General features: G+C 74.6%; 11 protein-coding genes. 4 read left to right on the top strand and 7 right to left on the bottom strand.

Annotated elements, in window-relative coordinates:
* The first annotated feature begins 20 nt into the window (after nucleotides 1–20).
* Nucleotides 21–2,369 carry a hypothetical protein gene (locus tag ACQEVM_RS21755; protein ID WP_433081546.1) on the top strand — a complete coding sequence of 783 codons (2,349 nt, stop codon included), beginning with the start codon at nucleotides 21–23 and terminating at the stop codon, nucleotides 2,367–2,369.
* A 53-nt stretch (nucleotides 2,370–2,422) separates the two neighbouring features.
* Here ACQEVM_RS21755 and ACQEVM_RS21750 read toward each other — a convergent pair whose 3' ends face one another.
* The 5 genes from ACQEVM_RS21750 to ACQEVM_RS21730 form a co-directional block, all read right to left on the bottom strand.
* Nucleotides 2,423–4,900 (bottom strand): right-handed parallel beta-helix repeat-containing protein, encoded by a 2,478-nt coding sequence (locus ACQEVM_RS21750; protein ID WP_433081542.1) that lies wholly within the window; start codon nucleotides 4,898–4,900, stop codon nucleotides 2,423–2,425.
* A 149-nt stretch (nucleotides 4,901–5,049) separates the two neighbouring features.
* Entirely contained in the window at nucleotides 5,050–5,661 is a 612-nt protein-coding gene (locus ACQEVM_RS21745; protein WP_433081540.1) for an Rv1733c family protein, read from the bottom strand.
* Nucleotides 5,662–5,931: 270 nt separating this feature from the next.
* On the bottom strand, nucleotides 5,932–6,759 hold the full coding sequence (locus tag ACQEVM_RS21740) for an MOSC domain-containing protein (RefSeq protein WP_433081538.1): 828 nt from the start codon (nucleotides 6,757–6,759) through the stop codon (nucleotides 5,932–5,934).
* A gap of 81 nt (nucleotides 6,760–6,840) precedes the next feature.
* Nucleotides 6,841–7,350, bottom strand: a complete 510-nt coding sequence (locus tag ACQEVM_RS21735; protein WP_433081536.1) for a DUF6643 family protein — start codon at nucleotides 7,348–7,350, stop codon at nucleotides 6,841–6,843.
* 246 nt (nucleotides 7,351–7,596) lie between these two features.
* The gene (locus tag ACQEVM_RS21730) at nucleotides 7,597–8,769 is read right to left on the bottom strand and encodes a glycosyltransferase (protein ID WP_433081534.1); all 1,173 of its coding nucleotides are present in this window, start codon (nucleotides 8,767–8,769) and stop codon (nucleotides 7,597–7,599) included.
* 211 nt (nucleotides 8,770–8,980) lie between these two features.
* On the opposite strand from ACQEVM_RS21730, the gene ACQEVM_RS21725 reads away from it, so the two are divergent.
* Nucleotides 8,981–9,775, top strand: a complete 795-nt coding sequence (locus ACQEVM_RS21725; RefSeq protein ID WP_433081532.1) for a glutamate racemase — start codon at nucleotides 8,981–8,983, stop codon at nucleotides 9,773–9,775.
* Between the two features lie 42 nt (nucleotides 9,776–9,817).
* Here ACQEVM_RS21725 and ACQEVM_RS21720 read toward each other — a convergent pair whose 3' ends face one another.
* Both ACQEVM_RS21720 and ACQEVM_RS21715 read right to left on the bottom strand, forming a co-directional pair.
* Nucleotides 9,818–10,792, bottom strand: coding sequence for an ADP-ribosylglycohydrolase family protein (locus tag ACQEVM_RS21720; protein ID WP_433081530.1), 975 nt, complete (start codon nucleotides 10,790–10,792; stop codon nucleotides 9,818–9,820).
* Nucleotides 10,789–10,965, bottom strand: coding sequence for a hypothetical protein (locus ACQEVM_RS21715; RefSeq protein WP_433081528.1), 177 nt, complete (start codon nucleotides 10,963–10,965; stop codon nucleotides 10,789–10,791). The genes ACQEVM_RS21720 and ACQEVM_RS21715 overlap by 4 nt, the downstream gene beginning before the upstream one ends.
* A 167-nt stretch (nucleotides 10,966–11,132) precedes the next feature.
* Between ACQEVM_RS21715 and ACQEVM_RS21710 the strand changes: the two genes are divergently transcribed.
* Together ACQEVM_RS21710 and lnt are read left to right on the top strand one after the other, a co-directional pair.
* Nucleotides 11,133–11,648, top strand: coding sequence for a hypothetical protein (locus ACQEVM_RS21710; RefSeq protein WP_433081526.1), 516 nt, complete (start codon nucleotides 11,133–11,135; stop codon nucleotides 11,646–11,648).
* Between the two features lie 44 nt (nucleotides 11,649–11,692).
* On the top strand, nucleotides 11,693–13,351 hold the full coding sequence (gene lnt / locus ACQEVM_RS21705) for an apolipoprotein N-acyltransferase (protein WP_433081524.1): 1,659 nt from the start codon (nucleotides 11,693–11,695) through the stop codon (nucleotides 13,349–13,351).
* The last annotated feature ends 96 nt before the right edge of the window (nucleotides 13,352–13,447 follow it).

The raw sequence follows: 13,447 nt of genomic DNA, 5'->3' as shown, positions 1-13,447 counted from the left end.
CCCCGCGAGCGGAGGCCGCAGTGCCGGACCACCCCCCAGTCCCACCCTCCCCGTTCCGACCCCCTGCCACCCCCTTCCCCCTCGCCCTGGAACTGCTGGTCCACGGCGTCGCCGGCGCACCCCCCGGCGAACTGCTCGGCGACCCGCGCACCGTCCGCATCACCGGGGACTCCACGGCCGCGGTGTTCCGACGCGCCGAGGACACCGACGCCGAGGCCCACCCCGAGCGGTACGTCGGTCGACCCGTGCCCGAGGCCTACTGCTGGTCGCGACTCACCTCCGGCAACGGCGCCCGCGCCCTGTGGCTGCTGCTCCTGCCGTTCATGGTGGCCAACCTGGCCCACTGGGCCCGGCCGGCCGCCCCCGCCACCGGCCGCTCGCCCCGCGCGGTGCGCGCGTACGGAGTCCTCGTACGGCTCCTCGCGCTCAGCCTCACCGTGCTGCTGATCGCCGCCGCGTGCGAGGTCGCACTCGACCTGGTGGCCTGGCAGTGCGCGGGGTCCGGCGGCTGTGCGAACCGACTTCCCTTCCCGCGCGCCGACGGCCCCTGGGGACAGCCCGGACGCCGCCTCGCCCTCGGCGCGCTGCTCCCGGCCGCATTGACCGGGCTGCTCTGGTACCTCTCCGACCGCACCTGGAGTGCCTACGAGTCCCAGCCGCCCCCCGCCGGCGCCGCCGAACCCGACAACCCCGAGGACGACACCCCCGCACTCGGCCGGCCCGGATTCTGGTACGGGCGCCGGCTCGTGGCCCGACTGCGCGCCGCCCACACCGCCGCCGGACTGCTCACCGTCGCGGTGGCCGTCGCCGTGCCCGCCGCCGCGTACGACCGTCGCGCCGGGACCCCCGTCCTCGAAGCCACCGGCTGGGCGCTCCAGGTCCTGCTCGCCGGCACGGCCCTCTGCGTGGTCTGCGTGGTCTGCCGGCGCGGCCGCACCGAGGCACGCCCCGACCACCGGCTCGACCGGGCCGCCGTGGCCCTGCTGCCGCGCGGCGCCCTCGGACTGCTCGGCGCCGTCCTGGTGTACGCGTCCTGGTCCCGATCCGGCTGGACCTCCGCGGGGCGGCTGCCCGGAGACTTCGCGTTCGGCCTGCTGATGCTCGGCCAGGGCTGTTGCGCGCTCGCCCTGGCCGTCGTCGCCCGCCGCCTCCACCGGGCGGCCCCCGACCCCGCCGCCGCCCTGCGCGGCCTCGGCGGTCCGGCCGTGGCCATGCTCGGGTGCGCACTCGGCGGGGTCATGTCCGGCGGCGTCGCCCAACGCGTCGCCGACTGGCTGGACGGCGCAGACACCCCCGGCATGGCCGGAGCCACGCTGCCCGGGCCGCCCGTACTGCTGTCCTGGCAGGCCGCCGTGCTGCCGCCCCTGCTGCTCGTCCTCGCCCTGCTCGCCGCCTGGTTCGCCGTGCGCGGTGCCCTCACGACGCGCCGGCTGGCCGTCACCGTGGCCGCCGAGTACCCCGATGAGCCCGCCGACCCGGCGCGCAGCCGCCGGATCGCCGGCGCCCGCGCGGCCGCCGCCCTCACCGACTCCGCGCCCTGGTTCGTGGCGGCCGTCTCCGGCATAACGCTCCTGCTCGGCGCGGGCGCCCTGGCCGGGGCCTGGATCAGCGAGCAGGTCCCGGGCGAGGCGGCCCGGGGCAGCCACCCCGCGGTGGAGGCCGCCGCCCGCGCCGCCCAGGACACCGGTTCCTGGTTGATCGGGTTCGGCTTCGTCCTGTTCGTCACCTGGGGCCGGCGCGCCTACCGGGACCCGGCCGCCCGCCGCACCATAGGGATCCTGTGGGACGTGGGAACCTTCTGGCCGCGCGCCGCCCACCCGTTCGCGCCGCCCTGCTACGCCGAGCGGGCCGTACCGGACCTGACCTGGCGGATGACCGCCTGGACCGGGCTCACCGGTGGCCGCCTGGTCATCTCGGGTCACTCACAGGGCAGTGTCCTCGCGGCCGCCGCCGTCTGGCAGTTGCCGCCGGACGTCCGGGGCCGGGTCGCGCTGCTGACCTACGGATCCCCGCTGGCCCGGCTCTACGGACGCTGGTTCCCCGCCTACTTCGGCCCCGGACCCCTCACCGCCCTCCACCGGGACCTGGACTGTTGGCGCAACCTGTGGCGGGCCACCGATCCCATCGGCGGCCCGGTCGGAGCCGGCCCCGACAAGGACGTGGACCGGGGCCCGCTCGTCGATCCGCTCGCCTACGGGCGCAGCGAACTCCACCCGCTTCCCGCGCCGATCCTCGGGCACTCCGACTACCAGGCCGATCCGGCGTTCGCCGCCGAACGGGACAGACTGCTCGCCCGCCTGGCCGTCCTGACGGGGGCCGACGCGGCCGACGTCCCGCAGCAGAGACCGGGAAACCGGCTCGACCGGTGAGCGGACGCCGTGAACGCACCCGACGCCGCGAACCTGCGACCGGCCGACCTGCCTCAGAGCGCCTCGGCCGGCAGTGCCGCCGTCGGCCCCGGCAGCCCCGGCAGCACCGGAAGGTCCTCCGGGAAGAGCAGGGTCAGCTCGTCGGTCCCCGGATCGGCGAGCTGCGCCACCCGCCCGGCGTGCCGCTCGACCATCGCCTCGAAGGTCTGGCGCGCGGTGCGGCCGTTGCCGAAGGCGGGCCCCTTGGGAAGGTCGGTGAAGTACGCCAACAGGGCCTTCGGGGTGTCCTCGCCCAGCCGGTACTCGTGCTCCTCCGCCTGCTGCTCCACGATCCGCAGCAGTTCCTCGGGCCCGTAGTCGCCGAAGGTGATGGTCCGGGAGAACCGCGAGGCGACACCCGGATTCACGGTCAGGAACCGGTCCATCTCCGCTGTGTAGCCGGCGACGATCACCACCACCGCGTCACGGTGGTCCTCCATCAGCTTCACCAGCGTGTCGATCGCCTCGCGCCCGAAGTCCCGCCCCGAGTCCTCCGGGGCCAGCGCGTACGCCTCGTCGATGAACAGCACTCCGCCGCGCGCCCGGTCGAACGCCTCCTGGGTGCGGATCGCCGTCGAACCGATGTGCTCGCCTACCAGGTCCACCCGGGACACCTCGACCAGGTGACCCCGCTCCAACACCCCGAGGGAGGCGAGGATCTCCCCGTAGAGGCGGGCCACGGTCGTCTTCCCCGTACCCGGGGAGCCGGTGAAGACCAGGTGCCTGCGTACCGAGGCGGCCTTGAGGCCCGCCTGTTGCCGTCGGCGACCGACCTCGATCATGTCGGTGAGGGCGCGCACCTCCCGCTTGACGCTGTCCAGGCCCACCAGCGCGTCCAGGTGGCCCAACACCTCGCCCGACCCGCGGGCGGGCGTCGCCCGCTCCGCGTCGGGCTCGCCGGTCCGGGCCGGCGGCACGTCCGCCGTCGGCGCCGCCGGGCTCCGGTCCGCCGCGAGGGTACGGATCCCCGCCTGCGCCCCGCCCGTCCCGCCGGCCGCGGCCGACTGGGCGGCGAGCCGCGGCCCGGACTCGTCGCTCGTGCAGTCCTCGGTCACCGGGCCGTCCTCCGCGAACTCGTAGCCGCCGCGCGCGCAGCGCTCGGTGTGGCACGTGGCGAGGGTGGTGCGCGAGCCGTCGATGACATGGAAACCGAAGCCGGAACTGCCGGTCACCCGGCAGGCCGTGAAAGTTCCTCGACCGCCCGCCGACACGTAGAACCCCGCCTCCGTGGGGGAACTGACCGTGCACCGCTCCAACACCGGGTCGGCGCCCTTGGTGACGATCACGCCCGTCTGCACCGAGTCGACGGTGCAGTTGGCGAGGGTGCCGCCGCTGCCGTGGTCGCGGAACCAGGCACCGGTCGCCGCCTCCCGGATCCGGCAGTCGTCCAACTGCGCCGTGGCCCCGTCGCTCACCGACACGGCGGTGTTGCGGACCTGGGAGAGATCGCTGTCGACGACGTCGACACGGGAGCCCCGGTCCAGGACGAACAGGGCGTCCGGCACGTCGTGTACCCGGCAGGAGTCCAGCGAGGCCGTGGCCCCGTCGCTGACCCACACCGCCGGATAGTCGCCGGTGCTGTCGTGGATCTCGCAGGACTCGGCGACCACCCGGGTCCCCGGATCCCACACCGACAGGCCGTTGCGACCGAAGCGCCGCACGGTGGTGCGGCTGAGCGTCAGCACCGAACGGGAGCGCAGATCGACCGCGTTCTCCGGGATGTCGTGGATGTCACAGTCGGCGAGCGTGAGCACCGCGTCCGTGTCGAGGGTGACCCCGTCGGCAGAGGTGCGGTGCACCGAGCAGTCGGTGAGCCGGGCGGTGGCCCGCGCCGCGATCTGGACACCGGCGCCCTTGATCTCGTACACCTCGCAGCCCAGCGCCTCCAGGCCGGAGCCCTCGCCGGTGACGCCGATGCCCGCGCCCGTGGCGTGGTGGATGCGGCAGCGTTCCAGGCGCGGCCGGGCGCCGCCGCGCACCGACACCCCGGTCTGGCCCGCGGCCACGACCTCGCACTCCTCGAACACCCCGCCGCCGCCGTCGAGCACGGCGATGCCGACCCCGGTGGGATTCTCCACCGTGCAACGGCGCACCAGCGGCCGGGCCCCGCTGCCGCGCACCTCGATGCCGGCCGCCGAGCGGGTGTTGACGCGCAGGTCGGTCAGCTCGGGGGAGCCCTCCTCCACGAGCAGCGCGGGCGCCGCCCGGTCCTGGCCCTCCAGGTACAGGTCCTGGATCACGGCCGAGGCGCGCACGGTCAGCGCCACTCCGTCGACCGGGGCGATCCGTACCGAACCCACCCCGCCCTCCAGGCCGCGCAGCGTGACGGCGTGTTCCAGGACCAGGTTCTCGCGGTAGGTGCCGGGGCCGATGGAGAGGACGTCCCCGTCGCCCGCGACGGCGAGCGCGGCGCTCAGTGTCGGATACTCACCGGAGCGGCGGCGCCACCGCGAAGCCCCGCCGTGTGTCACCTGGACCGTGCCCTGAGCCATGGTGCTGTCGTGCCCCCACCCTCGTATTCGCGGTACTCGCGCCGTCGGAGCGACTGACGTCACCGAGGCGGCTCAAAGAGATCGAAGTGCCTGGAGCGGCTGAGCCCCCCGGACCACCGTAGCGCGCGCGGGGCCGATGAGTTGCCAGGTCAGCTGCCCGCCCCCGCCCGGCCCCAGTCCGGGCCGGCCGCCGCCCACGCCCGGTCCAGACGCGAGTACCGCCGATGCATGAGCCTGCGTACGACCAGACGCCGGACCGTCTCCACCAGGGCGGCCAGGCCCAGGGCGGCGGCCAGACCGGCCATCGTCGCGTGGAAGGACGCCGCCGACGGGTCGAGCGGGCGGCCCACCAGCCGCCCCCCGGAGTCGGTCCACATCCGGAATCTGTCGCCGGGACGCGGTGGTTCCTCGGCGGCCGGCACCGTCCCCTGACGGCCGGTGCCGTCAGGCGCGATCCACGAGGCCACGACCTGTGTCCGTGCCGGGGTCTGCCGGTCGGCCGTCGGATCGTCGTCCGCGCCGGCGGGCAGGTCCGGAGCCGCGCGGAGCACCACCGCCGGCACCAGTTGCCGCTCCTGCCGCTGTTCGCTCGCGGCCCGCTGAAGGGTGCCGTCCACCTGGAGTCCCGTGACCCAGCCGACGGCCGGAGCCACCACCAGGACACAGACCACGGCGGCGAACGCCACCCACGCCTCGAAGAGATCGGTCGGTCGGCGCAGCGGATTGCGCCGCCAACGCCACACACCCATTGCTGTCCGCACGGTCCGGCACCCCCTTGCCTCCGTCTGTCTGCGCGTCCAAGCCTCCCGCATGCCCGGTGGACGCGCATTCCGGGACGCGCGGACACGTGGTCACCCGATCCGGTGCACGTCCCCCGTGCGCCGGCCGTTTCGGTGTCACCCGTCCCGAGTCATTCAACGGCCCCGCCGTACCTGTTGGTTCCGGGGGGCGGGTCGAGCCCCTCGAAGGTGTAGTTCCGGCGGTACCGGTCCGGACGGTCACCCCGGCCCGGTCGGTCGTGGTCGGCGCGCTCACTCCAGGACGCGGACCTCGTCGCCCACGCGCACCGTGCCCAGGGCCAGCGGCGCCACCTGCCGTCCGAAAGCGAGGGACTTCCCGATCCGTCGGTGCCGGGCGAGGGTCTTGAGGGGCTCCTTGCCCCGCGTCGCCGTCCGCTGGTCGGTGGTCGTGACGACGCACCGCCCGCATTCCCGCACTCCCCTGAACACGGCGGTGTCGCCCACCGCGATCCGCCGCCAGTCGTCCTCGGCCCAGGCCCCGGCACCCGCCACCACCAGGCTCGGTCGGAACCGGTTCATCGGCAGCGGTCCCTCCTCGGGATGGTCCCCGCGGGCGATCAACTCGTTCAGGGCCTCCAGCGAGGCCACAGTGGTGATCAGCAGCGGATAGGCGTCGGCCAGGCTCACGGTCTCGCCGGGCAGCGCGTAGTCCGGGTCCACCGGGCGTCGGACGGCCGGATCGTCGAGGTGCACCAGCCGGACGGGCATCCCGAGGAAGGCGCTGAGCCAGTCACCGGCCGCGCCCGCGGCGACCACCGTCTCGATCTTCTTGCCGAACAGCACGACCGGCTCCAGCGGCCCCGGCTCCGGAACCTCCACCGTCAGGTCCGCCATTCCGGGCGCGGACAGCACGATCCGGCCGGCCGCGAGCGGACGCGAGGAAGCCAAGGCCAGCCGGGGCTGCTGCCGTTGGGTGACGATCGAACCCTCGACGTCGACCACGGCCCAGCGGCGGTCACCGGACAGGCCCCAGGGCTCCACGGCCACCTCGTCGGGAGCGATCCCCGCCACCGACTTGACGGGATGGACATGGAGCGAGTGGACATACAGGGTCGGCATGAGGGCATTTTACCGGCCGCCCTCACGCGTCCCCAGGTCAGCGCCGTGCGGCGCCGACCCCCCGACCTCCTGGAGGACCGGTCAGTAGCCGCGCCCCTGGTACTGGCGGCCGTACGGGTCCTCGTACGAGGTGGCCTGCACGGGTGCCTGCATCGGCCGGGGCGCCGCCGGGCGCATGGCCTCGTATCCGGTGCCCGTGGCCACCGGACGGGGCTGCTGAGGCTGCTGCTGCGCGTACACCGGACGGGAGGCGACGGGCTGCTGCTGCGGGATGTACGGCGCGGGCGCCTGCTGCAACGGCACGGGCATCTGCTGCGGTGCGGACTGCTGCTGGTACGGGTACCCGTACGCCGGAGCCTGCTGCTGCTGCTGCTGCGGTGCGGGCGGCAGGGCGGGCAGGGCGGACGGGAGGGCCGGCAGGTACCCACCGCTCGAATAGCCGGCACTCGGAGAGTCGTACTGGGCCGGGACACGGATCGGCGCGATCTGCGGGGTGCCGCGTTCGGCGACGAGGGAGTCGTAGATGGGTGTGTCCGGGAAGGAGGGCGCGGAGTAGTAACCGCCGCCATAAGTGGAGCGGGGGGAGGTCATGGGACCTAAGTTAAGCCCACGACTTCACCGGGTCCATAGCGAGGTGTGACCAACACCGCCCTGACCTGCATATTCGCAGGTCAGAGCCACAGGCTTCACTTCACCTCCACGTGCACGATTCGCCACTTCCGCCCCGACTTGCTGCTACTCGTGCCGACCGGTTGTGCCGTGCACCCATTTGGCGCTGACGTTCCGTCACAACGCGATGACCTCGGATGACACGGCTTCAGATGGGGGTCGGTCGGTTCAGGCGTCGGTGGGGCGGGCATGGGTGCGGCCCTTCCAGGCGGCCCCGCGACCCCGGTGGTGCAGGACGGCGGAGTTCACGGTCATCAGCAGGTAGAGCAGCGCCGTGAAGGGAAGCAGCGGGGCCAGGGCGGCCGACTGGCGGTAGTAGCGCAGCATCGGCAGATAGGTTCCCGCCATCAACAGCCAGGCGAGACCGCCCGCCCAAGCGAGGGCGGGGCGCGCCCCGGCCAGGCCCGCGGCGAGGGCGACGGGCGGGACGAGATAGACCACCGTCAGGCCGACCACCGCGCCGGCCAGCAGCAGCGGCTGGTGCCGCAGTTGGGTGTACGCGCTGCGCGAGACCATCCGCCACAGATCGCCCAGCGACGGGTACGGGCGCACGCTGTCCACCCGCTCCGCCAGCCCCAACCAGATCCTGCCGCCGGACCGACGCACTGCGCGGGCGAGCGACACGTCGTCGATGACGGACTGTCGGATGGAGTCGGGGACACCGGCGCGGACGGCGGTCGCGGTACGGAGCAACACGCACCCGCCGGCGGCGGCGGCGGTCCGGCCGCCGGGGCGGTTGACCCACCGGAACGGGTAGAGCTGCGCGAAGAAGTACACGAAGGCGGGGACGACGAGGCGTTCCCACGGGCTCGTCACCCGCAACCGGGCCATCTGCGAGACCAGGTCGAGGTCCGTGGAGGTCGCGGCGGCGACCAGCTCGCGGAGGCTGTCGGGTTCGTGGGCGATGTCGGCGTCGGTCAGCAGGAGGAAGTCCGGCTCGGCGGTGCGGGCCGTGCGGGCCTGCCCGATGCCGCGGCGCAGGGCCCACAGCTTGCCGGTCCACCCCGGTTCCGGTTCGCCGGCGGAGAGGACCGTCAGCGGGAGCCCCGGCTGCTCGCCCGCCAGGCGTCGGGCGAGATCCGCGGTGCCATCGGTGCTGCCGTCGTCGACCAGGAAGATCTCGGCGGCACCCGGATAGTCCTGGGCGATCAGGGACGGGAGGCTGCGCGGGAGCACCGGCGCCTCGTCCCGGGCCGGGACGACGATCGCGACCGACGGCCAGTGCGCGGGGTCGGTGCGCCGGGGGAGCCGGACGTCGGTGCGCCAGAACATGCCCTGGGCGAGGGTGAGCCAGAGCCAGGCGGCGAGGGAGACGTACGCGGCGGTGAGGAGGAGGCCCATGGCCGCAGTGTGTCGAAACCCGAGGAGCGTGTCGCGCACTTCGGGGCGTGGCGCCCCGCGGACGCGTGCCCCGGGCCGCCCCGGGCCCGCGGGGAGGATGCGGCGGCCGGAGTGGAGCCCCCCGCCGGGGACGGGCACTGCGGCGGGCCCGGGTCGGGCGTCGTGGGGCGTGGAGGTCGGGTTCGCGGGGGGCGTCGATTAAGGTGACCAGGTGAAGATCGCGCTCATGGACTCGGGAATCGGCCTCCTCGCGGCGGCCGCCGCGATGCGCCGGCTGCGGCCGGACGCCGACCTGGTGCTGTCCTCCGACCCCGACGGGATGCCGTGGGGTCCGCGCACCCCCGCCGACCTCACCGGGCGGGCCCTCGACGTGGCCCGGGCCGCCGCCGCGCTCCGGCCGGACGCGCTGATCGTGGCCTGCAACACCGCGTCCGTGCACAGCCTGCCCGCCCTGCGGGCCGCGCTGGAGCCCGGGATCCCGGTCATCGGCACGGTCCCCGCGATCAAGCCGGCCGCCTCCGCCGGCGGTCGCGTGGCCATCTGGGCCACCCCCGCCACCACGGGCAGCCCCTACCAGCGCGACCTGATCCGCGCGTTCGCCGCCGGTGTCCCGGTCACCGAGGTGCCCTGCCCCGGGCTGGCCGACGCCGTGCAGTACGCCGACGAGGAAGCCGTCGTGCGCACCGTCGCCGCGGCCGCCGCGCTGACCCCGCCCGACGTCACGGACGTGGTCCTCGGCTGCACGCACTACGAGTTGGTGGAGGCGCCCATCCGGGCCGCCCTGATCGAGCGGACCGGCGGGAACGGATTCGTGTTCCACGGGTCCGCCGAGGCCGTCGCCGGTCAGGCGCTGCGCCGCATCGGCGCCCGCCCCGAGCCGGGTCTGCCCCGCACGGGCGGTCTGACCGTGCTGCTCAGCGGACGTCCTTCGGAGCTGCCCGCCGAGGTGCTCGGCTACGCCGAGGGCAGGCTGTTCGCCGGGTCCGGCGCGACCGTCCGTCAGTGACCGCGCGGGCCGCCCGGGTGGGCGGCCCGAAGGCCGGGAAGGTCAGCGGGGCCGGCCCGCGATCGTCGGCGGGACGACGTCGGGGCTCTCGGCGCCCCGGCCGGCCTCCGCCAGTCGCCTTGCGAGGTCCCGGAGCCCGGCCGCGTCGAGGGTGCGGTCCCCGTAGCCGGGCATCGGTACGTGCAGGGGCCCGGTCCAGGAGTCCGGGATCTCCCCCTGGCCGTACCGGGCTCCGGCCAGCGCTCCGGTGACCGCCGCCACGGTGTCGGTGTCCCCGCCCAGGTTCACCGCGGCGCGCACGGCCTCGGGGAACCCCGAGGTGGTCCGCAGTGCCCACACCGCCGAGCCGAGGCAGGGCCACACGGCCCCGTTGAACTCGGTGGCCAGGTCCGGGTGCCAGTCCGGGGCGAGCACGCGCCCGTAGCGTTCACGGTGGTCCGGGTGCACCGCGTCGAGCGTCGCGGGCAGTGCGGCCAGCGGATCGGCCCCGTCCAGGGCAACCCGTACCAGTTCGTGCAGGACGGCGGTGCCCTCCCAGGCGGCGCGGTCGCCGTGCGTGAGGGCCGCGATCCGCCGGGCCGCGTCCATGGTGGCCTCCCGCCCGGAGGCCGCGAAGTACACCGCCGAGGTGGCCGCGCGCATCAGCGAACCGTTGCCCGCCGCCAAAGAGTTGACCTGGAAGTGCAGGGCGGCGGCCAGGTCCCACGACTCGCCGTTCGTCAGCACGTCCTCCGTCTGGAGCCCGATGTCCTTGGGGCGCCCGGCCGCCCAGCGCCGGAACCTCGCGAACACGTCGGGGAGTTCGAGTCCGCCGTGTTCCAGCAGGGACTCGCCGACGAGCACCGCCATCTGCGTGTCATCGGTCGCCTCGCCCGGGTCCCAGCCACCGCCCCCGGCCATCTCCCTTCCGCGCGCCGCCAGTTCACCGGCGGGTCCGAACTCGAAGGGCGCGCCGAGCGCGTCCCCCGCGGCCGACCCCAGCACCGCTCCCACCGCACGATCGAGCCGACCGGTCACGAGGCCTCCTGTTCGTCGGGGCAGATGCTGTCCAGCAGGCCGCAGGTGAAACCCCCGGCTCCTGGAACCCGGCCGCGGTCCGGGAACCCCGCGCCCCCGGCCCGGCCGACGCGGGGTGCGGCGCGGGGTGCGGCGCGGGAGAGGGCGACCGGGCGGCTCCGGTACCGCTCCACGCGGTGTTCCTTCGCTCCCGATTCGCTCCTTCGCTCCCGATTCACCCGGTCGGCCCCACCACGAACGCGGGTGCCGCAGGTGGAGTACCGCGGCCGTGGTGATCGTGGGACCGCGCACCGCCGCAGGGACGGTGGCGCGCGTGCGGAACGTGAGTACGCTGCTACACATGACGGGTCACCCCCCGGGTCCGCTCTGGACGGGCCGCGCCTCGAACCGCGCCCAGTGGCTGCTCGCCGGCGCCGGTGTGGCCTGCCTCGCCCTGGGCATCGAACTCGCCGTCGACTACGCGTGGACGGCGGGCATCATCCCCCTGCTCATGGCCGTGATCGGCTGTCTCGCGGTGGGTCTGCTCGTCCTCTTCGGCACCCTCGCCTTCGTCCACGTGGCCGTCACCGTCGACTCCCGGGCGATGGAGGTGCGCTGCGGCCACATCGGGCTGCCCCGCCGCACCATCCCGCTGTCCGAGGTGATCTCCGCCGAGTTCCGGCCGCAGATCACCCCGCAGCAGTGGGGCGGCTGGGGGTACCGCTGGCGCCCCGACAAGGGCACCGCCGTCGTCGTCCGCCGGGGCGAGGGCGTGGAGCTGCGCCTGGGCGACGGGAAACTGTTCACGGTCACCGTCGACGACGCCGAGAACGCCGTCCGGGTCATCCGCACCCACCTGCGGGCCCTGGCCCACTGAGCCGGTCACCCGCTTCCCGCGCGCAGGGACGTACACTCCGCCAGATGAGCAGCAGTGTCACCCGCGCGGCCGGGAACGATCCCTCCCCCTCCACCGCGGCAGCCGCGGCCGACGCGAACCCCGGTGGTCCCGACGACGGGAAGTGGACGGCCGCCCGCCTGTCGCGGACCGCGCTCGCCGGTGCCCGCAAGGCCCCGTGGCAGACGCGCTCCCTGATCGCCGTCCTCGCCGGACTGCTGCTCTACGCGAGCTTCCCGCCCCGCCCCCTGTGGTGGCTGGCGCCGTCCGCCCTCGCCCTGCTGGCCGGCTGCCTCCACGGCCGCCGCGCCCGCGCCGGCTTCGGCCTCGGCTTCCTCTTCGGCCTCGGCTACCTCGTTCCGCTGCTGTCCTGGACCGGCGAGGAGGTCGGCCCCGTCCCGTGGCTGGCCCTCGCCACCCTCGAAGCCCTGCTGCTCGGTCTCGCCGGGCTCGGCATCGCCCTCGTCGGCAAGCTCCCCGGCCGGGCGCTGTGGGCCGCCGCCATCTGGGTCGCCGCCGAGGCCCTGCGTTCCCGGGTCCCCTTCGGCGGCTTCTCCTGGGGCAAGCTCGCCTTCGGTCAGGCCGACGGCTTCCTCCTCCCGCTCGCCGCGCTAGGCGGCACGCCACTGCTGTCCTTCGGGGTCGCCCTGTGCGGATTCGGCCTGTACGAGGTCGCGCGCGTCGCCCGCCGCGACCCCCGCCGCACCACGGTGGCCGTCGCCCTGCTCGCCGTCGTCGCGCCGATCGGTGCGGCCCTCGCGGCGCGCCCGCTCGTGTCGGACGCGGCCGAGGACGGCACCTCGGTGGCCGCCGTCGTCCAGGGCAACGTTCCCCGCGCCGGCTTCGACTTCAACTCGCAGCGCCGCGCCGTCCTGGACAACCACGCCAACCGCACGCTCCGGCTCGCCGACGACGTCAAGGCGGGCCGCGCCCAGCAGCCCGACTTCGTGGTCTGGCCGGAGAACTCCTCCGACATCGACCCCTACGCCGAGCGCGACGCCCACGACGTCATCGACAACGCCGTCAAGCGCATCGGCGTCCCCGTCGCGATCGGCTCCGTCATCGCGCCGCCGACCGGCCTCCTGCGCAACACGATGATCCTCTGGGACCCGGCCAAGGGGCCCACCCAGACCTACGACAAGCGCAAGATCCAACCCTTCGGCGAGCGCATGCCCATGCGCTCCGTCATCCGGATCTTCAGCAAGGACGTGGACCGGGTCCGCCGCGACTTCGGCCCCGGCAAGGACCCCGGCGTCTTCGACATGGCGGGCAGCCGCGTCGGCATGGTCACCTGCTACGAGGCCGCCTTCGACGACGCCGTCCGCTCCACCGTCCGCGCCGGGGCGCAGGTCATCGCCGTGCCGAGCAACAACGCCACCTTCGGTCGCTCCGAGATGACCTACCAGCAGCTCGCGATGGACCGCGTCCGCGCCGTCGAGCACAGCCGTACCGTGCTCGTCCCCGTCACCAGCGGCGTCAGCGCCGTCATCCGGCCCGACGGAACGGTCGTCCGCCAGACGAAGATGTTCACCGCCGACGCGCTCGTGGAGAAGATCCCGCTGCGCTCCACACAGACCCCGGCCACCCGCTTCGGGCCGTTGACCGAGTACGCGCTGCTCCTGCTCGCCGCGGGCGGCCTCGGGTGGGTCCTCGTGCGCCGCGTCCGGGCCCGCCGGGCGGTGTGACGGCCGGGCACCGGTCCGGGTCGCCACCATCGGATCTCGCCGGACCGGCGTCGCCCGGCACCGCGGGCCCGGCGACACGATCCGGGAGGGACGGCC

The sequence above is a fragment of the Streptomyces sp. CA-243310 genome, assembly GCF_050936775.1.
In the GTDB taxonomy this organism is placed as follows: Bacteria; Actinomycetota; Actinomycetes; order Streptomycetales; family Streptomycetaceae; genus Streptomyces.
Note: the sequence above shows the minus strand (reverse complement) of the source record. Positions and strands in the feature narration are given on the sequence as shown.